Source organism: Paenibacillus terrigena DSM 21567 (assembly GCF_000374845.1).
GTDB lineage: Bacteria > Bacillota > Bacilli > Paenibacillales > Paenibacillaceae > Paenibacillus_K > Paenibacillus_K terrigena.
The window spans coordinates 592,858-614,954 of the sequence record NZ_KB895412.1 but is presented as its reverse complement, the minus strand read 5'-3'; the positions used below and the strand labels follow the sequence as shown (position 1 = coordinate 614,954).

At 46.9% G+C, this 22,097-nt stretch carries 25 protein-coding genes and 2 pseudogenes; 5 read left to right on the top strand and 22 right to left on the bottom strand.

Annotated features, from left to right (window positions below; translation table 11 throughout):
• Positions 1-18: 18 nt before the first annotated feature.
• The 21 genes from nuoK to upp form a co-directional block, all read right to left on the bottom strand.
• A complete protein-coding gene (gene nuoK, locus C558_RS0102850) occupies positions 19-330 on the bottom strand; it encodes an NADH-quinone oxidoreductase subunit NuoK (protein WP_018754711.1) in 312 nt (103 codons plus the stop codon).
• 1 nt (position 331) lies between these two features.
• Complete coding sequence (locus C558_RS0102845; RefSeq protein ID WP_018754710.1) at positions 332-850, bottom strand: NADH-quinone oxidoreductase subunit J; 519 nt, start codon at positions 848-850, stop codon at positions 332-334.
• Positions 843-1,298, bottom strand: a complete 456-nt coding sequence (nuoI, locus tag C558_RS0102840) for an NADH-quinone oxidoreductase subunit NuoI (protein ID WP_018754709.1) — start codon at positions 1,296-1,298, stop codon at positions 843-845. Before nuoI ends, C558_RS0102845 begins: the two co-directional genes overlap by 8 nt.
• A 15-nt stretch (positions 1,299-1,313) precedes the next feature.
• Positions 1,314-2,324, bottom strand: a complete 1,011-nt coding sequence (nuoH, locus tag C558_RS0102835; protein WP_018754708.1) for an NADH-quinone oxidoreductase subunit NuoH — start codon at positions 2,322-2,324, stop codon at positions 1,314-1,316.
• Entirely contained in the window at positions 2,324-3,424 is a 1,101-nt protein-coding gene (locus tag C558_RS0102830; RefSeq protein WP_018754707.1) for an NADH-quinone oxidoreductase subunit D, read from the bottom strand. Before C558_RS0102830 ends, nuoH begins: the two co-directional genes overlap by 1 nt.
• Positions 3,425-3,430: 6 nt before the next feature.
• The gene (locus tag C558_RS0102825) at positions 3,431-4,228 is read right to left on the bottom strand and encodes an NADH-quinone oxidoreductase subunit C (RefSeq protein WP_018754706.1); all 798 of its coding nucleotides are present in this window, start codon (positions 4,226-4,228) and stop codon (positions 3,431-3,433) included.
• Positions 4,225-4,743: a NuoB/complex I 20 kDa subunit family protein gene (locus tag C558_RS0102820; RefSeq protein WP_018754705.1), complete on the bottom strand. Its 519-nt coding sequence runs from the start codon at positions 4,741-4,743 to the stop codon at positions 4,225-4,227. The genes C558_RS0102825 and C558_RS0102820 overlap by 4 nt, the downstream gene beginning before the upstream one ends.
• Positions 4,728-5,096 (bottom strand): NADH-quinone oxidoreductase subunit A, encoded by a 369-nt coding sequence (locus C558_RS0102815; RefSeq protein ID WP_018754704.1) that lies wholly within the window; start codon positions 5,094-5,096, stop codon positions 4,728-4,730. Before C558_RS0102815 ends, C558_RS0102820 begins: the two co-directional genes overlap by 16 nt.
• A gap of 652 nt (positions 5,097-5,748) precedes the next feature.
• Entirely contained in the window at positions 5,749-6,108 is a 360-nt protein-coding gene (locus C558_RS33590; protein WP_018754703.1) for a hypothetical protein, read from the bottom strand.
• 444 nt (positions 6,109-6,552) lie between these two features.
• Positions 6,553-6,957 (bottom strand): F0F1 ATP synthase subunit epsilon, encoded by a 405-nt coding sequence (locus tag C558_RS0102805; RefSeq protein WP_018754702.1) that lies wholly within the window; start codon positions 6,955-6,957, stop codon positions 6,553-6,555.
• A gap of 26 nt (positions 6,958-6,983) precedes the next feature.
• Positions 6,984-8,390, bottom strand: coding sequence for a F0F1 ATP synthase subunit beta (atpD, locus tag C558_RS0102800; protein WP_018754701.1), 1,407 nt, complete (start codon positions 8,388-8,390; stop codon positions 6,984-6,986).
• Between the two features lie 24 nt (positions 8,391-8,414).
• Positions 8,415-9,275 carry an ATP synthase F1 subunit gamma gene (gene atpG, locus C558_RS0102795; RefSeq protein ID WP_018754700.1) on the bottom strand — a complete coding sequence of 287 codons (861 nt, stop codon included), beginning with the start codon at positions 9,273-9,275 and terminating at the stop codon, positions 8,415-8,417.
• A gap of 109 nt (positions 9,276-9,384) precedes the next feature.
• Positions 9,385-10,899, bottom strand: a complete 1,515-nt coding sequence (gene atpA / locus C558_RS0102790; RefSeq protein ID WP_018754699.1) for a F0F1 ATP synthase subunit alpha — start codon at positions 10,897-10,899, stop codon at positions 9,385-9,387.
• 31 nt (positions 10,900-10,930) lie between these two features.
• Positions 10,931-11,467: a F0F1 ATP synthase subunit delta gene (locus tag C558_RS0102785; protein WP_018754698.1), complete on the bottom strand. Its 537-nt coding sequence runs from the start codon at positions 11,465-11,467 to the stop codon at positions 10,931-10,933.
• The gene (gene atpF, locus C558_RS0102780) at positions 11,464-11,949 is read right to left on the bottom strand and encodes a F0F1 ATP synthase subunit B (protein WP_018754697.1); all 486 of its coding nucleotides are present in this window, start codon (positions 11,947-11,949) and stop codon (positions 11,464-11,466) included. Before atpF ends, C558_RS0102785 begins: the two co-directional genes overlap by 4 nt.
• A 90-nt stretch (positions 11,950-12,039) precedes the next feature.
• Positions 12,040-12,264 carry a F0F1 ATP synthase subunit C gene (atpE, locus tag C558_RS0102775; RefSeq protein ID WP_018754696.1) on the bottom strand — a complete coding sequence of 75 codons (225 nt, stop codon included), beginning with the start codon at positions 12,262-12,264 and terminating at the stop codon, positions 12,040-12,042.
• 77 nt (positions 12,265-12,341) lie between these two features.
• Entirely contained in the window at positions 12,342-13,145 is an 804-nt protein-coding gene (atpB, locus tag C558_RS0102770; RefSeq protein ID WP_018754695.1) for a F0F1 ATP synthase subunit A, read from the bottom strand.
• 29 nt (positions 13,146-13,174) lie between these two features.
• Positions 13,175-13,549, bottom strand: coding sequence for an ATP synthase subunit I (locus C558_RS0102765; RefSeq protein ID WP_018754694.1), 375 nt, complete (start codon positions 13,547-13,549; stop codon positions 13,175-13,177).
• Complete coding sequence (locus C558_RS0102760; RefSeq protein WP_018754693.1) at positions 13,542-13,775, bottom strand: AtpZ/AtpI family protein; 234 nt, start codon at positions 13,773-13,775, stop codon at positions 13,542-13,544. Before C558_RS0102760 ends, C558_RS0102765 begins: the two co-directional genes overlap by 8 nt.
• Positions 13,776-13,976: 201 nt before the next feature.
• On the bottom strand, positions 13,977-15,116 hold the full coding sequence (wecB, locus tag C558_RS0102755) for a non-hydrolyzing UDP-N-acetylglucosamine 2-epimerase (RefSeq protein WP_018754692.1): 1,140 nt from the start codon (positions 15,114-15,116) through the stop codon (positions 13,977-13,979).
• Positions 15,117-15,213: 97 nt separating this feature from the next.
• On the bottom strand, positions 15,214-15,843 hold the full coding sequence (gene upp / locus C558_RS0102750) for a uracil phosphoribosyltransferase (protein WP_018754691.1): 630 nt from the start codon (positions 15,841-15,843) through the stop codon (positions 15,214-15,216).
• Positions 15,844-16,168: 325 nt separating this feature from the next.
• On the opposite strand from upp, the gene C558_RS0102745 reads away from it, so the two are divergent.
• The 5 genes and pseudogenes from C558_RS0102745 to C558_RS0102730 all read left to right on the top strand — a co-directional run bounded on the left by C558_RS0102745 (position 16,169) and on the right by C558_RS0102730 (position 20,660).
• Positions 16,169-17,605: a S41 family peptidase gene (locus C558_RS0102745; RefSeq protein ID WP_018754690.1), complete on the top strand. Its 1,437-nt coding sequence runs from the start codon at positions 16,169-16,171 to the stop codon at positions 17,603-17,605.
• 75 nt (positions 17,606-17,680) lie between these two features.
• Positions 17,681-18,184, top strand: a pseudogene (locus tag C558_RS35155) (P-loop NTPase family protein); the annotation flags it as partial.
• A 381-nt stretch (positions 18,185-18,565) separates the two neighbouring features.
• Positions 18,566-18,964: pseudogene (locus C558_RS35150) on the top strand (LytTR family DNA-binding domain-containing protein); the annotation flags it as partial.
• Between the two features lie 140 nt (positions 18,965-19,104).
• Positions 19,105-19,953, top strand: coding sequence for an ABC transporter ATP-binding protein (locus tag C558_RS0102735; protein ID WP_018754688.1), 849 nt, complete (start codon positions 19,105-19,107; stop codon positions 19,951-19,953).
• Complete coding sequence (locus tag C558_RS0102730; RefSeq protein ID WP_018754687.1) at positions 19,950-20,660, top strand: ABC transporter permease; 711 nt, start codon at positions 19,950-19,952, stop codon at positions 20,658-20,660. The genes C558_RS0102735 and C558_RS0102730 overlap by 4 nt, the downstream gene beginning before the upstream one ends.
• Before the next feature lie 26 nt (positions 20,661-20,686).
• Here C558_RS0102730 and C558_RS0102725 read toward each other — a convergent pair whose 3' ends face one another.
• A complete protein-coding gene (locus C558_RS0102725; protein ID WP_156825963.1) occupies positions 20,687-21,958 on the bottom strand; it encodes an MFS transporter in 1,272 nt (423 codons plus the stop codon).
• Positions 21,959-22,097: the final 139 nt, after the last annotated feature.

The window sequence follows — 22,097 nt, the reverse complement described above, 5'->3', positions numbered from 1 at the left end:
TGCATTTCCTCCTATTGGTTATCGCTTCATCTCATTGAATTCATCCACATTCGCTGTTCCCTTATTCCGGTATAGCGCGATGAGGATCGCGATACCTATTGCAGCTTCCGCAGCAGCAATCGAGATGTTAAAGAGCGAGAAGATTTGGCCCTTCAGTCCAGGAACAACCCCATATTTCGAAAAAGCGACGAGGTTCAAATTCACCGCGTTCAGCATCAATTCAATGGATAATAAGACGACAACAGCGCTCCGTTTCGTTAATGCACCGTACAGACCAAGGCAGAACAAAATGGCAGCGAGCATCAGATACGAACCTAACATTCCGCTCATCTTAGTCCTCCTCCCTTTTGGCAATCACAATCGCCCCGATAAAAGCAACCGTGAGCAGCACCGACATCAATTCGAACGGTATCACGTGCTCCGTATAGAGCAGCTTACCGATCTCCAGCGTATTGTCCTTCGGAGGATCCCAAGCCGCAGCAGGCAGCTCTGTCGCGCGAATGGCGTAGAACAACAATCCGAACAAGGCTAGACATCCAACCGCCGTAATTGCTTCGTGCCACGGTCTTCGGATCTCTTCATCCTTCTGATCATGCCGCGTCATCATAATACCGAAGATCATCAGGATCGAAATCGCTCCCGCATAGATGAGGACTTGCACGAAAGCCACGAATTCCGCATTCAAGAGTACATACATCCCGGCAAGCCCGATAAAAGCAAAAGCGAGTGAGACCACCATGTGAATGACTTTACTGAAACTAAGCATTAAGACGGCACCTGCGATAATACAAACTGCAAGGATAAAGAAAGCAACATATTCGCCCGTAAGCTGGAAGCTCAAATCAAACATCTTTCTTGACGCCCCCCCTCGTCGTCATCGCCGAGTTATTCTCCTTACGAATATGGTTGTTATTCTCGTACAACCACTCTTTATTTTTGAACAGGTCATCACGGCTGTATGCCGCTAGCTCAAAGTTATTCGTCATAACAACCGCTTCTGTCGGACACACTTCCGTACATAAATCGCACAGAATGCAGAGTTCAAAGTTAATATCGAACGTATCGATGACTTTCCCTTTTTTCTCTGGATCCGGGTTCGGTTTGCCTGTCAGCGTCAAGCATTCTGTCGGACAGATCTTTGCACACTGATTGCACACGATACATTTATCCGGCTCAAAATATTGAATACCACGAAAGCGATCCGGCATTTCGAGCGGTACATCCGGGTATTTATAGGTTACTTTTTTGGAGGTCATCGTCTTGAACGTGACTCCCAGCCCTTTAAGCAATCCCTTCATCGGTACTCTCCCCTTCTATTTGATGAATAGTTCCATGTAGATAGCCGTAATGAACACATTCAGGAGCGATAGTGGGAGCAGCACTTTCCAACCGAAGCTCATGAGCTGATCCACACGAATACGCGGCATCGTTGCGCGTAGCCAGAACAAGAAGAACACACAGAATGTGAATTTCAGGATGAACCAGATCACTCCTGGGATGAACGTTAAGAACGGAAGCGGCGCATGCCATCCACCGAGGAATAGAACCGTCGTAAGCGATGCAATAGCGAACATGTATACATATTCTGCGAGCATGAAGAATGCAAATCGGAATCCACTATACTCGACATGGTACCCTGCAACGAGCTCAGACTCAGCTTCCGGCAAATCGAATGGTGTACGGTTAAGCTCAGAGACCGCTGCGATGATGAACACCACAAATCCGATGATCTGCGGAAGGAAATTCCACTGCCAGAACGCATCGCCTTGCCCATTTACAATGGTACGCAAGCTTAAGCTGCCACTGACCATAATGACACCAACCACCGATATAACCAGTGGAATCTCGTAACTAATCATCTGGGCTGCTGAGCGCATGCCGCCGAGTAAGGAGTATTTATTGTTGGAAGCCCAACCGCCCAGAATGATGCCAATCGTTGAAATACAAGATAACGCGCCGTAATACAACAAGCCTACATTGAGGTCTGTAAAATAAAGTGAATTCGTATAAGGAATCGTGACTAGAACCGCAAATGCAGGAACGTACGTAATAACGGGTGCAAGGATGAACAACCAACGATCCGCTTTTCGTGGGATCGTATCCTCTTTAATAAGCAGCTTCAGGATATCTGCAACGGTCTGGAACAATCCGAATGGACCAACCCGGTTCGGACCAATCCGCCCTTGCATCCAGCCTATGACTTTGCGTTCATAGTATATGGCATAGGTTACAAACCCCAATACGATAAATAGAAATACAATGCTCCAGGCTAGAAATATAGCAAAATTCGTCCATGTTAACGATTCTTGCAACCAAGCGCCCATTAACAGTCAACCTCCCCAACGACGATATCAACGCCGCCTAGAATCGTAATGAGGTTCGTCATGGTCTCCCCGACGAGAAGCTTCGGTAAAATCTGCAGATTCACGAAGGAAGGACGTCTGAACTTCAAGCGATACGGTTCTGCTTTTCCTTTAGAGACGATATAAGCACCAATCTCACCGCGCGGCGATTCAATACGCGCATAGATCTCGCCTGCCGGCGGACGGATGACACGGGGAACCTTGCCCATAATCTCGCCGTCTTTCGGGAATTGCTCAATCGCTTGCTCCAGGATACGCAACGTCTGGCGCATCTCTTCCATTCGAATGACATAGCGGTCATAGCAATCGCCATTGGTACCGAGCGGTACATCGAAATCGAACCGGTCGTAGATGCTGTACGGCTCATTTTTCCGCAGATCCCAATTCACCCCGGTACAACGCAAATTTGCCCCGCTTAAACCATAATCAATGGCCGTTTGCGCATCGTATTTGCCGACCCCGATAATCCGTTGCAGAAAGATCTCGTTACCGCTCACGAGATTATCGTACTCAACAAGCTTCTTCTTCATATAAGGGATGAACTCTCGAACCTTATCGATCCAGCCAGTTGGCGCATCCCACTTCACACCGCCTACACGCATGTAGTTATAGGTAAGTCGTGCTCCACACAATTCGTTAAATAAATCGATGATGATCTCACGATCCCGGAATGCATATAAGAAAGGGCTCATGGCTCCAATATCAAGCAAATAGGTCCCCCACCATACCATGTGACTGGCAAGACGCTGCAATTCCATCACGATCAATCTTAGAAACTCAGCACGCTCCGGAATTTCGAGCTGCATCATTTTCTCCACCGCATCCACGAGCACATAGTTGTTCGTCATGGCTGACACATAATCCATACGGTCGGTATATGGAATGATCTGCGTATAGTTCAAATCCTCTGCCAGCTTCTCCGTACCACGATGCAGGTAGCCCATCACGGGCGTTGCTTCTTTAATCACTTCTCCGTCTAATTTCACGACGATCCGAAATACACCATGTGTACTGGGATGCTGCGGTCCTACATTCAATAGAAGTTCTTCTGTCCGAATCACGCGTGATTACACCTCCGAATCTAGCGGTACATAGTCTTTGCGCAGTGGATGCCCTACCCAATCATCGGACATCATAATTCGGCGCAAATCGGGATGACCCGGAAATGCGATACCGAGTAAGTCATAGATTTCACGCTCATTCCAATTGGCCGTTTGCCAAATCGGCGTCACCGAATCGACGGACGGCTGATCACGATCCGTCTTTACACGAATGCAATATTCGTGCTGCGTTGTGATGGATACCATATGATAGACCACTTCCATATGCGTCTCATGATCCGCACCCGACACATTCCGAAGATAGTCGCATTGAAACTCCGGATCATGCTTGAGAAGTTCCGCACATGTATACCAATGTTCGTTCTTAATCGTAAGTGTCGGCAAGTGGTTGTTATTCTCGTTAATCGAGGACTCTTCCACCACATCTTCGGCTATTTTTTCTTTCAGAATCGCAATGGCATGATCTAAGCGAGGCTGGTTATGGGAAGGCTCCTTCGGCGCAGCCTCTGCTGCAGCTGCCTCGGCTTCTTCCTTGGCCTTGGCTCTGGCTGCTCTCGCTTCAGCTGCAGCTTTGACCTTCGCTTCTTTCTCTTCATCCGTTAGCACTTTGCGCTCTGGTGTGGCTCCAGCAGCTCCATCTGCCGCCGCTTCTGGTGCCGGTACGTCGCCGCCTCCAGCTTCAGCCTTCGCACGTTCGCGTGCTGCTCGTGCTTCGGCAGCCGCCTTGACCTTCGCTTCGCGTTCTTCCGGCGTCATGATCTTGCGTTCCGGTTTGTCAGGTTTCACCTCTTGCTCATCACTCATTGGTTCGTCACCTGCTTCCCGGTCTTCGCTTCATAACGAATCTTCTCTTGCAATTTATTAATGCCATAGATCAAAGCAGCCGGGTTCGGTGGGCAGCCCGGGATGTAAACATCGACCGGTACAATTTGATCCACGCCTTTCATCACGGCATACGATTTCACATAAGGACCGCCAGCCGTTGCACATGATCCCATTGCGATAACCCATTTCGGCTCTGGCATTTGGTCGTACAAACGACGCAATAAAGGACCCATTTTCTTCGTTACCGTCCCTGCTACGATCATCACGTCAGATTGACGAGGCGATGTTCGGAATATAACGCCAAATCGGTCCAAATCATAGTGGGATGCTCCCGTTCCCATCATTTCAATCGCACAACATGCAAGCCCGAACGTAAGCGGCCAGAGCGAGTTGCTTCGCGCCCACGCCTTCAATTGTTCCAGTGTTCCCATGAATACATTTCTTTCTAGCTCCTGACGTTCCTCAGGACTAATCGATTCTAAATTGAGTTCCATTTGAGCACCTTCTTCTTCCAAGCGTATATAAGCCCCACAAGCAACAATGCGACAAATATCAACATCTCAACAAGTACGAAGAGTCCAAGCTGCTGATACGCCACGGCCCACGGGTAAAGAAACACGGTCTCCACATCGAAAATAACAAACATCAGTGCGAATAGATAATAGCGGATATTAAATCGTACCTGCCCTACCCCTACCGGCTCGTTCCCACTCTCATAGGTCGATTGCTTGATTTCGGTAGGTTTGCTAGGTCTTAGAAATCTTCCCACTGTAAGCGCTACCACTGGTAGCAAAATTCCCAGCGCAATGAAGATCGCTACAATGACATAGTTATTCGAGTATTCCATGTCCTCTCTCGCCTCCGTTCACAACTATATAATTTTATTATACAAAACGAAAAAAACTGTAATAAACCCGTAACAATTATAACAAAACCTACCAATATCGTCTATCCAAAACCTGGGTTTTCATTTGTAGTTTTCGGCGTATTTTTTAATGTGTCTAACAACCCTTGTACTTGCTATATATGCGGGGGAGAGAATGCAAATTCGTGAAGAGTTTGTGACTGAAAGGATGCTGGTAGCTCGATGGAGCGTGATGGAGATGAAAATGTAGTGGGGGAACGCAGGTGTATCGGTTTCCATCGCTGTTGAAATCGGGAAATGTGATTGGGCGAGTTATTGTATTTTCCCGATTTCAAAGGCGAGCGCTCCGCTCTCCAACCGATAATGCAGTATTCCTGTCCCATGAAAACTGGAATTCGTGCTCTTCCTCGGTTAACACTTGCAATTATTGGCTCGTCCTTTGTGCCAACGTCGTGAACCTCGAACTTTTACTAATAAGCGCTCATGGGTCCGTTAGAGGGTGCTTCGTCAGTAAATCCCCTTAAAGGCGACTATAAGTAGCCCAATTCATTTAGGTCAAGTGTCACTAATCCTGTGCAGACATAATATGAATTATTCAAAGGTGAAAGGAGAAAGTCAATGAATCAAGAAAAACTTAGTGTTCAAGGATCTCAACAAAGGGATCCCGATCCACAATCCCATTTACATCAAGGTCATGAACACATGATGCATCATCCCCAATTTCATACCCAAAGTCATCCACAAGCTCATCACTTCGTCCATCATCACCATCATTATCATTATCATCATATGATGAGTACTTCTCAAAGATAGTATTTAAAAAAAAGATAAATGGCGAGAAAAAGTGCGTCCGGCTCAATATTGCATTCATGCAGGCGTGCGTGTCATTCTCGCCTTTTACTCTGCTTACCCAATAGCTGCTCTCCGCCCTCGTACTCCTTTTTACGAATATGCTCGCAAATCCTGAAATGAAGTAGGGACGCTGGTTTTGCATAGCAAAACGGCCGTACCGGGGCGCTCATTGCACACTCGCGCTCACAACCCGCCAACCGCCGCTCTCTCCGCTCTCCGCTCCCCGCTCTCTTCGAAAGTACCACATGCAAATCCTGAGAGTAAGCGGGTGCGCTGGGGATGCCGCAGGCAGCACAGTCGCACAGTGAGCGTTCCTTGCACGTATTACCTCACAACCCACCAATCGCCGCTCATTCCACCAATCCGCTTTGAAGAAACTAAACACCGCCAATTGAAAGCGAAAAAAGCCTGATTTATATTGCCATAAGGCAATATAAATCAGGCTTTTTAGTAGCGCTCCACCCACCATCCGCACCTAAACCCGCGCAACCGCAGCTCATATCGCCCAGTTTACGGGGTCCAGGGGCGTCAGCGCCCTGGGGTCCCCCTTCAATGGTGAAGGGGGATTTAGGGGGAAGCTAGATAGCTAGATTTTGTGTTCACTCACTTCGATACGAGCAAGCGCTCTTTGGAGAGCAAGCTCTGCACGGCGATGATCAATATGGTCTTTCTTATTGGCAAGTCGGCGTTCTGCCCGTTCTCTTGCTGCCTTCGCACGGTTATAATCAATATCCCCTGGAAGTTCAGCCGTTTCAGCAAGAATGACCACTTTTTCTTTACCAATTTGAACAAATCCACCATGAACTGCAATTTCTTCCGCTTTGCCGTTCATTTTGATGACCACTGGAGCAACCTTCAAAGGTGTTACGAGCGGGACGTGGTTCGCTTGAATACCAAGCTCACCTTCCATCCCTTTCACAATAACCATATTGACTTCCTTCGCGTACACTTTACGCTCGGGAGTTACAACTTCCAATAAAAAGGTACTCACATGGAACCCTCCTAAAACTTACATACTTACAGCGTTTTAGCCTTTTCCACGGCTTCTTCGATCGTACCGACATACATGAATGCCGCTTCCGGAAGATCATCGTGTTTACCATCAAGAATTTCTTTGAAGCTGCGCACTGTTTCTTTAACTGGAACATATTTACCCTTAATCGAAGTAAATTGTTCTGCCACGTGGAATGGCTGAGACAAGAAACGTTGAATTTTACGTGCACGTGAAACTGTCAATTTATCATCTTCGCTAAGCTCATCCATACCGAGGATCGCGATAATATCTTGCAATTCTTTATAACGTTGAAGAATACGTTTAACGCCTTGTGCTACGTTATAGTGCTCTTCCCCTACAATATCCGGCGCCAAGATACGGGAGCTGGAAGCGAGCGGATCTACCGCTGGGAAGATACCCATCTCGGAGATTTTACGCTCCAAGTTCGTCGTTGCATCCAAGTGAGCAAACGTTGTAGCTGGAGCTGGATCCGTATAGTCATCGGCAGGTACGTAAATCGCTTGAATCGATGTTACAGAACCTTTCTTCGTCGATGTAATACGCTCTTGCAATTGACCCATTTCCGTTGCAAGTGTCGGTTGGTAACCTACCGCGGACGGCATACGTCCGAGTAGTGCTGATACCTCAGAACCTGCTTGTGTAAAGCGGAAGATGTTATCGATGAACAAGAGTACGTCCTTGCCTTCTTGATCACGGAAGTATTCTGCCATTGTCAGACCCGTCAAGGCTACGCGAAGACGCGCACCAGGAGGTTCATTCATTTGACCGAACACCATCGCTGTTTTGTTGATAACACCGGAATCCTTCATCTCGTGGTACAAGTCATTACCTTCACGTGTACGCTCACCAACACCTGCGAATACGGAAATACCGCCGTGCTCTTGCGCAATGTTGTTGATCAACTCTTGAATCGTAACGGTTTTACCTACACCCGCACCACCAAAGAGACCGATTTTACCACCCTTTGCATATGGAGCAAGCAAGTCGATAACTTTGATACCTGTCTCAAGAATTTCCGCTTGTACAGAAAGCTCATCGAATGACGGAGCTTGACGATGGATTGGATTCTTCACTTGCGCACTCACATCACCAGCGTTATCAATCGCATGACCTAGTACGTTAAATACGCGGCCTAGTGTTGCTTCACCTACAGGAACAGAAATTGGAGCACCTAAATCTACAGCTTCTGTACCGCGAACAAGACCATCCGTTGTGGACATCGCGATACAGCGAACCATGTTATCACCTAAGTGAGTCGCAGCTTCTACGATTAAGTTAATAGAAACTTCGTGCTCGGATTTCGCTGGTTGTTCAATTTTGATCGCGTTCAGAATTTCCGGCAATTGACCACGTTCGAATTCAATGTCAACAACCGGACCCGTAACGGATATAACGCGTCCTTTTTTCATGCTTTACCCTCCTAAACCCATCTATTAAGACTGAGCGTTCGCTCCAGCCACAATCTCGGAAATTTCTTGCGTAATCGCAGCCTGACGCGCACGGTTATACGTCAATGTCAATTCATTGATCATCTTCGTCGCATTTTTCGTTGCGCTACCCATTGCTGTCATTTTCGCGCCCAGCTCACTTGCTTTTGCATCAAGTACCGCACTATAAATTAAAGTCTCTGCATATTTAGGAAGCAGCACATCAAGCACTTCTTCCGCAGAAGGTTCATATTCATAGCTAGATACGCTTCCTTCAACCTTCACTTCGTCAAGCGGGAGCAGCTTTTTCTTCACAGGAACTTGAGTCAATGCATTCACAAATTCATTGTAGAAAATGTAGAGCACATCATATTGTTCCTCTTCGAAAAATTGTACCGCCTTGGAAGCGATCGATTTGACATCCGAAAAAGTCGGAGAATCGGACAACTCCGTCACTTCCTGAACAATCGGAAGTTCTCTGCGACGGAAATAGTCGCGTCCTTTACGCCCGATGACGAACAACGAGTATTCATCATGCGATTTATGATTTTCACGAATCGTATTCATTACAGTACGAATGACGTTGGTATTGGAGCCACCACATAGTCCGCGGTCGGATGTGATGACGAGATAACCCGTCTTTTTCACATCGCGGCTTTGCAGCATCGGGTGTTTTATCCCTTGCGTTCCTGCTGCAATACTGCCGACCACTTCTTTAAGCTTCTCAGCGTATGGGCGTGAGGCTTCCGCCTTCTCCTGCGCCTTTCTTAGCTTTGCAGCTGCGACCATTTCCATTGCTTTCGTAATTTGCTTTGTATTCTGAACGCTTTTAATCTGGCGTTTTATATCGCGCATTCCTTTTGCCATGATTTCACCTCTTTCAAACTTAGCAGACAAGGTCTAGTGCTAATAAGCGAGCGACCTTGTCCTAAGCCAAGTTAATACAGGATACCGATCCGAGCAGGCTCGGTTCTCGTTACGCCGAGACGTTAAAGCCTTTTTTGAATTTATTGATCGCATCGATCAATGCCTTCTCATTATCCGCTGTAATGTCTTTGGTATCGACAATAGATTGAAGAATTGCTGGCTCATTCGACTCCAAGTAGAATAAGAATTCTTTCTCGAAACGAAGAACATCGTTAACTGGGATATCATCCAAGTGACCTTTCGTTGCCGTGAACAAGCTTACAACTTGTTTCTGAACCGGCATCGGTTGGTTAACACCTTGTTTTAGAATTTCCATCATGCGGGCACCGCGGTTCAGACGAGCAAGCGTCGATTTATCCAGATCGGAACCGAACTGAGCAAATGCTTGCAATTCGCGATAAGCAGCAAGGTCTAGACGGAGTGTACCGGCAACCTTCTTCATCGCTTTAATCTGCGCGGAACCCCCTACGCGGGATACGGAGATACCAACGTTAACCGCTGGACGTTGACCCGAATAGAAGAGGTCGGACTCAAGGAAGATCTGTCCGTCTGTGATGGAGATAACGTTCGTCGGAATGTACGCCGATACGTCGGAAGATTGTGTCTCTATAAATGGCAACGCCGTAATCGAACCGCCGCCTAGCTCGTCGCTGAGTTTCGCCGCACGCTCTAGTAGACGGGAGTGCAAGTAGAATACGTCCCCTGGATACGCTTCACGACCTGGAGGGCGTTTGAGTAGCAAGGAAAGCTCACGATAAGCTGCCGCTTGCTTGGACAAGTCATCATAGATAATAAGGACATGCTCGCCTTTGTACATGAAGTACTCAGCCATTGCAACACCTGCATAAGGAGCCAAGAACAATAGTGGTGAAGGCTCAGATGCGGAAGCTGTTACAACGATCGTGTAATCCATTGCACCGTTGCGGCGAAGCGTTTCTACCACGTTCGCAACCGTAGATTGCTTCTGTCCGATTGCAACATAGATACATTTCACGCCATTGCCTTTTTGGTTAATGATCGTGTCGATCGCAATTGCTGTTTTACCCGTCTGACGGTCACCGATAATCAACTCACGTTGTCCGCGGCCGATTGGTACCATCGAGTCAATCGCTTTAATCCCTGTCTGCATTGGCTCATGAACCGATTTACGGTCGATTACGCCTGGTGCATTGTTCTCAACAGGACGGAATTCCGTCGTTGCAATCGGACCATTGCCGTCTACAGGCAATCCGAGCGAATTCACGACGCGACCAAGCAATGCTTCGCCGACTGGAACTTCCATGATACGGCCTGTACGTTTAACCTGGTCTCCTTCGCGAATGTCCGTATAAGGTCCAAGAATAACGACCCCAACGTTGTTCTCTTCGAGGTTCAATGCCATACCTACAACGCCGTTTGAGAACTCAAGAAGCTCACCGGACATCGCATTCTCAAGCCCGTGGACGCGAGCGATCCCGTCACCAACTTGGATGACCGTACCTACATCGACAACTTGAATCTCGGATTTATATTGATCAATTTGATTTTTAATCAGCGTGCTGATTTCTTCAGGTCTAATACTCAATTCGCTTCACCCCTATCTACAGTGCTTGAGATTACTTTAACGATTTTTCCAAACGCGCCAATTTGCCGGACAAGCTGCCGTCGTACAGACGATCACCGATACGAACTTGGATCCCGCCGATGATGCTCTTGTCGACTACGTTTTGAACGCGAATCTTTTTATTCACGATTTTACCGAAATGGCCGGCTACTAACTCTATTTCCGGTGTGCTCAAAGCATAGGCGGACACGACAACCGCGTCATCTTGACCTAATGCTTCACCCGCAACTTTGATATAAGCTTGTAACACTGCGCCGAGGGTATCTTGTCTGCTATTCTTAATTAGAACGGAAATAAGACTAATGACTGCTTCAGCCAGCTTGCCTTCTACCGCTTTATGAATAACGTCAACTTTGACCGAAAGGTCGATATTAGGCGCATTCAAAAAACGAGTAATATCCACATTACCATCAATCGCTGCTACAACAGCTTTCAAGTCTTCTTCGACTTGAGCAATGTTGTTGTTCTGCTGAGCAACTTCGAATAATGCTTTGGCATATCTTTTCGCTACAACAAGGTCTTGGCTCATGCTTTGTCCCCTACCTCTTTAAGGTACTCTGCAACCAATTGCTCTTGCGATTTCTCATCGATTTGCTTCTCGATAATTTTGGATGCGATCATGACGGACATGCCACTAACTTGACTGCGAAGTGCAGCAACCGCTTTGTTCTTCTCGCTCTCGATATCGCGAACAGCCTCTTCTTTCAGACGGTTCGATTCCGATTTCGCTGTAGCGATAAGCTCATCAGCCTGCTTCGATCCAGTTGTTTTTGCTTGCTCAATAATATCGTAAGCGTCTTTACGCGCAGCTTGAAGCGCAGCTTTCTGATCTTCAAGCAATTGCGACGCTTGTTTGCGGTTTTCCTCGGCGTCCTGCATTTGTCCGAGTACGAGTTCTTTACGTTTCTCCATGATGCTGAATAACGGTTTGAACGCGTATTTGTTCAACAGAACATACAAAATAATAAACGCGACTAACGTAAACACTGTCGATGTCCATTCAATTTTCAAACCTAGTCACTCCTTTCTGAAGCGGTTAATCAACCAAAAGGAAGGCGCGGATAGCCTAAGCCTCCCCGCCAAACCTTATATCTTGTTTTATTAAGCTCCTGCGTAGAACAAGAATGCAAGTACGACTGCGATGATCGGCATCGCCTCGACCAAACCTACCCCGATAAACATTGTTGTTTGCAATTTGCTTGCGGATTCTGGTTGACGCGCAATACCTTCAACTGTTTTACTTACGATCAAACCGTTACCAATACCTGCTCCAAGTGCTGCCAAACCGATTGCAATTGCCGCTGCGATAAATGCTGATGCTCCCATAATAATATATCCTCCTCAAGAATAATGTTTTTTGTTTTGTATCTACAACCAAGCTATAAATTAGCTTGAATGGAGTCCTAATGCTCTGCGCTATGATCCTCAACTGCATGTGAAATGTATACCATGGTCAACATCGTAAATACGAAGGCCTGGATACATCCGACGAAGATACTAAAGCCTTGCCAAATGATCAATCCTGGAATCCCGAATACGCCAGCTCCGAGCAATACGGAGATGAGTACCTCACCTGCGAAAATGTTCCCGTATAGACGCATACCGTGCGTCAATAAGTTCGAGAAGACCTCAATGAACTTAATGGGGAAGAACACTGGGAAAGGCTCGATATAACTCTTAAAGTAGGCTTTCGTATTTCTCGTCATCCCTAAGAAATGGACGATACAGAAAATCAAAAACGCCAAGCCCATTGTGACGTTCACATCCGCCGTCGGGGATTTCCACCAAGCGACTCCGATATGAGGATGTTCTACATCCGGCTTCTTCTCGTGAATGGCCTCGAACGCCGCTGCGTTCACCGTCGTAATCTCTTGGCCGAAGATTTTATGCCCCGGTTCAGAATATTCCGTCACAATCCCGAAAGGCAAGCCTAACAAGTTCCCTACGAGAATAAACATCATTAGCGTCATACCTAATGATACGAACACTTTACCCTTTTTGAAATCCATCGTGCTGGAGATCATTCCTTGAACGAACTCAACAGCCCACTCCATAAAGTTCTGCAGCTTCCCTGGATTTTCAACCGATAAATTACGTACCGCTAGTCGCGCTAGAATAAATACAACCACACAAGTAACAATTAACATGGTTACGATCGAAATATCGATGTTAAAACCGCCAAGTTTAATTATTGGTGCTTCATGCATGTTTCTCACCCCTTTCTCAGCCAGAACGTCTACTTGTTTTTGCGCGTTTGCGTAAACCCAATGAACAATATAATGAATTGCGCGAATAGCAGACCTGCTACTGTTGCATAAACATTAACGCTGTCAGACTTTACAGCAACCATCACAGCCAATATGGCCATCGCCACCCGAGTCAGGAGACCGAGATTCACGCGTTTCTGTCCCTCTTCGAGTACCTTCTTGGTTACGTTTCTAATTTTATAAGCTAGAAAATAGGAGTTCACCAAGCTCACAACTCCGCCAAGCACAAGCCCAGCTGCAATACTACGCACAGATGGAATTAAAGCCCAGCCCGTCAGACAAATTGCTAAAAAAATGAAAGTCACTCGTTGGAGCGCCTTAAGGTGGATCGACAAGTCATCCATTTGAATCCTCCAACACCTTTTTGATCAGAACAATGACATTGCTCACACCGATGATAAGACCAAGCAAAACCCCTGCTGCTGTACACAATGGAACGCTTCCAACTTTTTCTCCTAGCCATTTTCCAAAGAAGTATCCGGCTAGTGTACATACGGCAAGATCCAGTCCCAGCAAGGTTACAAGCCCCATTGCTCGCCATGGTGATCCGCCATTTTTCGACGTTGTCATCTACCAATCAATCCTTAGAATCCCAGTTTATTTTACTTAAAAAAAATGGGAATTGTCAATTCATTTATATGTTAAAAGTGTTTGAACGAAGCCCTAGAAACGTTGATATTATAGGGTTTTTGATTCACCAAAACCGTACAGTATCACTGTATGCTGTATTTGCGAGCCATTTGTTCGCAAATATTACAACTTTATGAACTTTTATTGGAATTGCTCAGGTCGCTCTGTTGTTCTGCCAAAATGATACAAAATCGCCTGAACAATGCGTTCCGAGGCTTTTCCATCGCCGTACGGATTGACCGCTCCGCTCATTCGGTCATACGTAGCCGTGTCCGTCAGCAACGTACGTGTGCGTTGATAGACATGCTCTTCATCTGTGCCTACAAGCTCTAATGTCCCTGCCTCAATCCCTTCCGGGCGCTCCGTTGTGTCTCGCAGAACAAGTACCGGAACTCCAAAGGACGGCGCTTCTTCCTGCAAGCCTCCCGAATCGGTCAGAATCAAGTGCGTATGCGGATAAAAGTTATGTAAATCTACGACATCAAGCGGCTCAATCAATTGAATGCGCGGATGATTGCCCAAGATTTCATAAGCCGGCTCTTTTACCGCTGGACTTAGATGGACAGGATAGACGATCGCCACATCTTCGAACTCATCAGCGATGCGTTTGACAGCGCGGAAAATATTCCGATGCGGCTCACCTTGCGATTCACGGCGGTGTGCCGTCATCAAAATCAATCTTTTTCCCTTCGCCCACTCGAGTACGGGATGGGTGTAATCTTGCTGTACAGTATATTGAAACACGTCTGTTACCGTATTGCCTGTGACAAATACCATGGACTCTGATTTATTTTCATTATACAAGTTATTGGCGGATATCTTGGTTGGCGAAAAATGTAAATCGGCAATCACACCCGTTAACTGGCGATTCAACTCTTCCGGATATGGCGACATCTTATTCCACGTGCGAAGTCCTGCCTCCACATGTCCAACTTTAATCTGCTGCATGAATGCCGCATAGCTTGCCAGGAACGTCGTTAGCGTATCCCCGTGAACAAGAATAATGTCCGGTTTGGCTTCTTGAAGCACAGGCTCCAATCCTTGCAAGACACGAATCGTAATCTCGTTAAGCGTCTGGCGGTCCTTCATCACATCCAAGTCAAAATTTGGATGGATATTGAACACTTCCAATACTTGGTCAAGCATCTGACGATGCTGTGCCGTCACGCAGACGATAGATTCGATTTGGTCCGGATGTTTCTCCAGCTCAAGAATGAGCGGAGCCATTTTGATCGCTTCTGGCCGTACGCCAAACACCGTCATGACTTTAATTTTCTCCATGTGTTACACCTCGCCTCATAGTCTTACCTTATCATACGTGTTCAAAAAGTCGGCTTTTCATCACATCAAAAGATGACTTTTTGAACAACCTCTAACTCTACTTCGTTCCGAACAAGCGGTCTCCTGCATCCCCAAGACCAGGCACAATATAACCATGATCATTCAAATGATCATCGAGTGCCGCAAGATAGATATCCACGTCCGGATGCGCATCTTGAACAGCTTTCACACCTTCTGGCGCTGCAATCAGACACATCAATTTGATTTGTGTACAGTTACGTTTCTTCAATACATCAATCGCTGCAATCGCGGACCCGCCTGTTGCGAGCATCGGATCAATGACGATCAACTCACGCTCTTCTGCATCCGTTGGCAGTTTCACATAATATTCGACAGGCATTAATGTCTCTGGATCGCGGAATAAGCCGACATGTCCTACCTTTGCTTTCGGTACGAGCTTCAATACGCCGTCTACCATCCCAAGGCCTGCACGCAGAATCGGAATGAGTCCAAGTGGACGTCCAGCGATGACTTTGGTCTCCGTCGATGTCACAGGTGTCTCTACCGTAATCGTCTCGAGCGGAAGGTCGCGTGTAATCTCGTACGCCATTAACATCGCAACTTCGTCGACTAGCTCACGGAAGTCCTTTGTTGTTGTTTTTACATCTCGAATAAAAGTCAGTTTGTGTTGAATTAAAGGGTGATCGCAAATTACTAATTTAGCCATTTTTCTTCCTCCTGATTGTCAATTGCTCTCGTCTGCAGATTCTTCGATGATTGCAGCAACATAACCTTCGATATTATACCATTCTAGGCTTTACACTGCACGCAATACCTGCTGATCTTTGTCATGTTATGTATTTTTTAAGAGAAATTTTGACAACTTCCCAATAAGCATAATACTATTTGTTCGCATTGCAAGGAAACCTTATTCATCATATTGCCAACCTTCCCCGCATCTTATCTAAATTGACACCCCTTCTCCGTTGGTGATATAAGTGAAAGCATAGCTATTTTCATTCAAAGAATTGAAGAAAGGATTGAACTGAGCAATGTCCCGAATCAACCGTATTTTTATAACGATGGCATTATCTCTATCCCTACTCACGGCAGCAACAATCCTTCCTGAACGCACGTATGCCGAATCTACTTCGAATTCAACGGCGATCCTGAATGAAGTCTTGCAATATATCGACGCTTACAATATCACCGATGCACAAAAGGAAGAACTTGTCCAAAAAGCGTTAAAAGGCATGGTCTCTGGGCTGAACGATCCCTACTCGCAATACTTTACCCCTGAAGAGAGTAAGGCGTTCCAGAATCAACTCAACCTTCAATATGAAGGGATCGGTATCGAGACTCACTTTGAAGATGGAAAAGCCGCCATTATGCGTGTATTCAAGGGATCTCCTGCCGAGAAATCAGGCATTCAGAAAGGCGATATCCTATCCCGAGTGGATGGCAAGGCGATTACTGACAGCTCCCTTGTGCAAAAATACATCCTTGGTAAAGCCGGTACTTCGGTAACCGTTACGATCAAACGCAGCGGTAAGCTGATGGATTTCAATATCAAGCGTGAGGCAATCCATATACCTGCGGTTGCAAGCGCTCTGCTGCCGGGTCACATCGGTTATATTCAGATTTCGAGCTTCACAAGCAAGGCCGATGAAGAGTTCGCCGAACACCTCTCCAAGCTGCAACAGCGCGGCATGAAGTCACTTATCGTCGACTTACGTAACAATCCAGGCGGCTATGTCGAGTCTGCCCAGCATATTGCAGAACATTTCATCGAGAAAGGCATCTTGATGTATACGAAAGATAACACCGGCAAGCTGCAACCTACAGAAATTCAGAACGGCTCAAGTCTTCCTATGCCTGTCGCAATACTCGTAAACAAGAATTCTGCCAGCGCTTCTGAAATTCTATCCGGGGCTTTGCATGACCATGGCATTGCAACCTTAGTCGGCACAACCACCTTTGGTAAGGGGCGGATCCAGTCCGTCATCCCATTGTCCGATGGGGGGCTGCTCAAACTGACAACCCAGCAGTATGTAACGCCGAACATGACGGACTTCAATGGAAAAGGACTCAAGCCGGATATCATGCGAACGGGTAACAACGTACAGTTATTAACAGCGATGAAGGTCGTCAATAACGGCAAACTCACCGTTACGATCAAGAATAATCAACTTATGGCGTTCGAGGATCTCACGCTTGAACCGATTCCTGTTATTCAAAAAGGAAACAAGGTCTACCTCCCATCACGCATTGTCGCGGCGCTCACGAATGCAGAGCCAAAGTGGGATAAAACCACTCAGACGCTCACGCTTCAAAAATCTGATTCGAGCAAATTGACGTTCACCGCAGCTTCCCAATCGGTGTGGAGCGAGAAAAATGAGACCTACCTGGAGCTCGGTGCCATCCAGTCGAAATTCCCTGCCTTCCAATGGAACTATAAGGACGGTACATTGACGCTGCAGATCGGGTAAACAGAACATCATCGAATATATGAATGCAAAGGATAGGCCTACCAATGCGCCTGTCCTTTTTGAGTTTCCTAAGAAATGAATGATTTACATCCTTTTCCTTTTCGTTCCTCTATTCTTCCGCTATCATTAGATTGCACTTATTTCGAATTAGATAGAGAGGTCCTCAGCATGACAATCAAATCTTTTCATATCCATCAATTAAGCAAAATGTCAGGCAACAACACCATTATCCCTACTATGGACTTGGTCTTGGAAGCCGGGCAATGTGCTGCGATACAATGCAATCCCGATATCGGATTTCAACTCATCGAGTTATTACTTGGCCTAACACCCGTTTCCAATGGAAGCGCGCGATGGAATGGCGTCGAACTCCATCTTGTCCATCGCAAGACGCCGGAGCAGATTGGCGTATGCTTGCGTCATGATGGTGTCTACGAACGACTGAAAGTGCATCAATATTTGCATTTCTTTTGCCAATTGTACGGTGTAGATGCGAGCTCCATCGATGAAATCATCCGCCGAATCGGATTATGGGACAAGAAGGAGCTGCCTTGCGGCAAGCTGACGTTCTCTGAGCAACGACGCCTTCATCTCGGCCGCAGCATCATTCATCGCCCTGAACTGCTTATTCTGGAAGAACTAGAGCAGAACATTGACCTCGAGAGCTGTATTATCGTCCGTCAGGTGATCGCACATCTTCAAGAACAGGGAACGGCGATCTTCATGACGACTTCGTCGATGGAAGATGCCCTTTCGATCACAAGCGAGGTCTATTCCCTGAAAGGTCAGCAATTCAAGAAAATCGAGCTTGAGGGCGCTAGCGAACCCGAGCCATCAAGCCCATCCGACACAGCCGTGACAGATGAGACGCCATTAGAACAGACAACAAGCATTGAACAAGCGGATATAGCTTCCAACTTACCGATCGCGGATGCATCGCCTGCACCTGCTGGAGAGTCCGATGCAGAGCACGATGAAGTCCGGGTAGCTCCTAGCGAATCACCTGTCCAGACCTACCCGATGCGAATCGAGAAAATTCCCGCCAAGGTGAATGACAAGATCATCTTATTCGATCCGACCGAAATTCTGTTCATCGAGAGCAATGAGGGAGTCTCTCAGCTCCATGTGAATGAAGGCGTATTTGCCTGCACCATCAAACTGGGGGATTTAGAAGAGAAGCTCAAGCTATTCGGCTTCTTCCGCTGTCACCGATCCTACATCGTGAACCTCCAACATGTGCGTGAAGTGATCACGTGGACACGGAACAGCTACAGTCTTATTTTGGACGATAAATCAAAGTCTTCCATTCCGTTATCGAAGGGGAAATTCGATGAATTACGTGCGCTAATTGGCATCTAAATGTGATTCATTCAAGTCCGAAATTGCAGGTTTCAACCCCTCGTATACTCTTTTCATCCCATATATAATGCGGGTTCTCGGGTTTTTCTCTAATATTGGGGATGTAAGCAAGAGACCTAAGCGAAAAGAGGAATTAAGCGATGGAGAATATCATTGAAGTCAAACAATTAATGAAATCATTCGGCAGCAAGACAGCACTCAAACATATTGAATTTAACGTACGCAAGGGTGAAATTTTCGGGTTCCTCGGTCCAAGCGGATCGGGTAAAACAACTACCATTAAAATACTTACTTCGCAACTCACACTCTCGGCTGGCGAGGTTCATGTATTCGGGAAAGACATCACAAGAACCAAAGATTTCTCTCATTTAAATCGAATCGGCATCTTAACCGATAATAGCGGATTATACGAACGACTTAGCGTGTACGACAATCTGGAGCTGTTCTGCAAACTATATGATGTGCCCCTGAAGCGCATTGATGAAGTCTTGGGCGAAGTGAACCTGCTTCAAGATAAGAAAGCTCTCGTGAAGCAACTCTCGAAAGGGATGCGTCAGCGGGTCACGCTCGCCAGAGCACTGCTCCACAAGCCGGATCTATTATTCTTGGATGAACCAACATCGGCACTCGATCCGAAAAATACGTTGCACATTCATGACAGCTTACGTAAGCTCAATGCCGCCGGGACAACGATTTTCTTAACGACACATGATATGTCGGAAGCCGAGCAGCTCTGCGACCGCATTGCCTTTATCCACGAAGGTGAAATTTCGGCACTCGATACGCCGCAGAACTTACGTCTTATGTATAGCGATCACAGCATTACCGTCGTCACAGAACACAACGGAAAAGAAATTATCGTTCAAGATGCAGCAGGCATCGAGAAAATCAATGAATACATGGTGAATGGCCAATTACAATCCATTCATTCCAACGAACCAACATTAGGAGATATATTCGTAAAACTTACGGGAGGGAACTTACAATGACATTTTCAATGAGAAGATTTCAAGCGATTGTTCAAAAAGAATGGAAAGATGCGATTAAAAATCCGCAAGTCTTATTAATGGCTGCGATGCCAATCATGTTCACTTTACTGTTCCAGAGAATGGGGATGGAAGCCGGTATTCTATTAAGCATGCCGATTCTATTCGTCCTGTCGATGACGGCAGCCTTCGTCCAAGCCAGCATGGTATCCGAGGAAAAAGAGAAGCATACGCTTCGCGTCTTGATGCTGTCCCCAGCGTCTGCCATTGAAATCTTATTCGGCAAAAGCTTCATCACAATGCTCATCTCGATCGTGGTCGTTGCCATTAGCGTGGTCGTCGTAGGCCCTACATTAACGATGGACTATCTCTGGTTAGTTCTTATGTTCCTCTTAGCACTTATCATGTTCATCGCGATTGGTACCATTATCGGTCTCATTTCACGTACGGTACAAGAGACGTCAATCTCTGGCTTACCGGTCCTATTGATCTTCATGGTCGGACCGATGTTCGCACCCATGTTGAAAAATGAGTTCTTGGAAACCATCGTATCTTACTTACCAACAGATCATCTGATCCATGCCTTAACAGAAATCACGAAGGGAAATGGATTCAGCGCTATTCAAGGCGACTTCCTGAACATCTTGATCTGGACCGCTCTATCGATCCCAGCCTGCCTGATTATCTACCGGAAACGTAGATTTGACTAATACGATATGCACGAAGGGAAGGGCTCTTAATCCGCGATGGATTCAGAGCCCTTGTTGTGTTGATTGCGATTCGACGATGCGGGGATAGGAATCAGCCATCGAAGACTGATCGCTAAGACAATGACAGCAGCGCACCAGTAGATCGAAGCCGTCCCCGTTGCTGCATCCAAGGTGTAGGCAAGCGTTGGCCCAATCGAGGCTCCAAGATCCGTCGTTACAGTGTAGGCTGTCATGATGGCCACTTTCGACGGTTGCGAGGCTGAGACCTCGGTCGCGAACGAATCTACGACGGTGGTCACGGCACTAATGACCAGCTGCAGGCCAAGCAGCAAGACGATCCAGACACCAAACGGCATTGGCATCGGGAGCATGGCAAGCAGACACGCCGACGCGAGCAGTACAGCAGCAACGACACGATGCGGACGTGCTGCGCGGTCAAAGCCTCTGCCAATCAGGGGCGCCAGCCACGGCTGCCAGCTCGAACGAATGGCTTGCAGGATACCTGTAAGCGAAGCTGCTCCAATCGTAAAGACCCCAATCGTCACGAACGTGGATTCATGCACTTGAATGAGTCGACTTAACGTGGCATTGAACATTCCTTGGAAGACTAGCGCTGTCGCTAGACCCGTGACGAGCATCCATAACACGGTTGGCACTCTCCATGGGCTCATTCTCGGCGCACCCTGCGATAGGTCCGTGTGAATCTCAATTCGTGAGTCTGAGATATGACGAATGACATAAGGAATACTCAGCAGGGCAATCGCGCCAAAAATGAGCGATACAGCTCGCATACCGAAATGATCGACTGCAAAGGAACCCACCAACATGCCGACAAGACCGCCAATACCTGAAATTCCATTATATGTACCAATATATCGCCCACGATTCCCGGAATCGGAGAGCTGCATCACCGTCAGGTATCCTCCGAGACGCAAAAAGCTCCAAGCAATGCCCCATAATATCCGCATCAAGAGAAGCACCCAGAAGCTTCCGACTATGCCATAAGAGGCTGTCGTAATCGCGGCGAGACTAACGGCAAGCAATACCCCCGTACGAGTAGAGATGGAACGGTACAACCAGCCAATCAACGGATTAAGCGGCAGCCGAATCAATCGATTCGCAGAGAGTAGAATACCGACCTCCCATAACGAGGACAAGCCGATTTCCTTCCAATGGATGGGGAGCACAACGTAGAGCATCGAATCCCCTAATAAGCAAATCGCAGTAATCCATGCAAGCGCTTGTATTCTTCGTTGGTTCTCCAACCGCTTCACCCGTCTTCCTGTTTTTGACAGCATAGCGAAAGGGTTGTGACGTGTCAATAAATTTCATCCCCACAAAATTCCCCCACAAAGCGGGGCCACTGCTTCGATGCTTATTCAGGTACTTTGCAGGGACCCCAAACCTATTAATATTCTATAATGTCAAAAAAACCGA

Coding starts and splice junctions, on each gene's coding strand:
- C558_RS0102820 (WP_018754705.1), bottom strand. CDS start 4,743: ATGGAACTCAATTTAGAATCGATTAGTCCTGAGGAACGTCAGGAGCTA.
- nuoK (WP_018754711.1), bottom strand. CDS start 330: ATGAGCGGAATGTTAGGTTCGTATCTGATGCTCGCTGCCATTTTGTTC.
- wecB (WP_018754692.1), bottom strand. CDS start 15,116: ATGGAGAAAATTAAAGTCATGACGGTGTTTGGCGTACGGCCAGAAGCG.
- C558_RS0102725 (WP_156825963.1), bottom strand. CDS start 21,958: ATGCTGTCAAAAACAGGAAGACGGGTGAAGCGGTTGGAGAACCAACGA.
- C558_RS0102735 (WP_018754688.1), top strand. CDS start 19,105: ATGGAGAATATCATTGAAGTCAAACAATTAATGAAATCATTCGGCAGC.
- C558_RS0102845 (WP_018754710.1), bottom strand. CDS start 850: ATGTTTGATTTGAGCTTCCAGCTTACGGGCGAATATGTTGCTTTCTTT.
- atpD (WP_018754701.1), bottom strand. CDS start 8,390: ATGAAAAAAGGACGCGTTATATCCGTTACGGGTCCGGTTGTTGACATT.
- upp (WP_018754691.1), bottom strand. CDS start 15,843: ATGGCTAAATTAGTAATTTGCGATCACCCTTTAATTCAACACAAACTG.
- nuoI (WP_018754709.1), bottom strand. CDS start 1,298: ATGAAGGGATTGCTTAAAGGGCTGGGAGTCACGTTCAAGACGATGACC.
- C558_RS0102745 (WP_018754690.1), top strand. CDS start 16,169: ATGTCCCGAATCAACCGTATTTTTATAACGATGGCATTATCTCTATCC.
- atpB (WP_018754695.1), bottom strand. CDS start 13,145: ATGCATGAAGCACCAATAATTAAACTTGGCGGTTTTAACATCGATATT.
- nuoH (WP_018754708.1), bottom strand. CDS start 2,324: ATGGGCGCTTGGTTGCAAGAATCGTTAACATGGACGAATTTTGCTATA.
- C558_RS33590 (WP_018754703.1), bottom strand. CDS start 6,108: ATGCAAAACCAGCGTCCCTACTTCATTTCAGGATTTGCGAGCATATTC.
- atpG (WP_018754700.1), bottom strand. CDS start 9,275: ATGGCAAAAGGAATGCGCGATATAAAACGCCAGATTAAAAGCGTTCAG.
- atpE (WP_018754696.1), bottom strand. CDS start 12,264: ATGGGAGCATCAGCATTTATCGCAGCGGCAATTGCAATCGGTTTGGCA.
- C558_RS0102825 (WP_018754706.1), bottom strand. CDS start 4,228: ATGAGTGATGAGCAAGAGGTGAAACCTGACAAACCGGAACGCAAGATC.
- C558_RS0102760 (WP_018754693.1), bottom strand. CDS start 13,775: ATGACAACGTCGAAAAATGGCGGATCACCATGGCGAGCAATGGGGCTT.
- C558_RS0102765 (WP_018754694.1), bottom strand. CDS start 13,549: ATGGATGACTTGTCGATCCACCTTAAGGCGCTCCAACGAGTGACTTTC.
- C558_RS0102730 (WP_018754687.1), top strand. CDS start 19,950: ATGACATTTTCAATGAGAAGATTTCAAGCGATTGTTCAAAAAGAATGG.
- C558_RS0102785 (WP_018754698.1), bottom strand. CDS start 11,467: ATGAGCCAAGACCTTGTTGTAGCGAAAAGATATGCCAAAGCATTATTC.
- C558_RS0102815 (WP_018754704.1), bottom strand. CDS start 5,096: ATGGAATACTCGAATAACTATGTCATTGTAGCGATCTTCATTGCGCTG.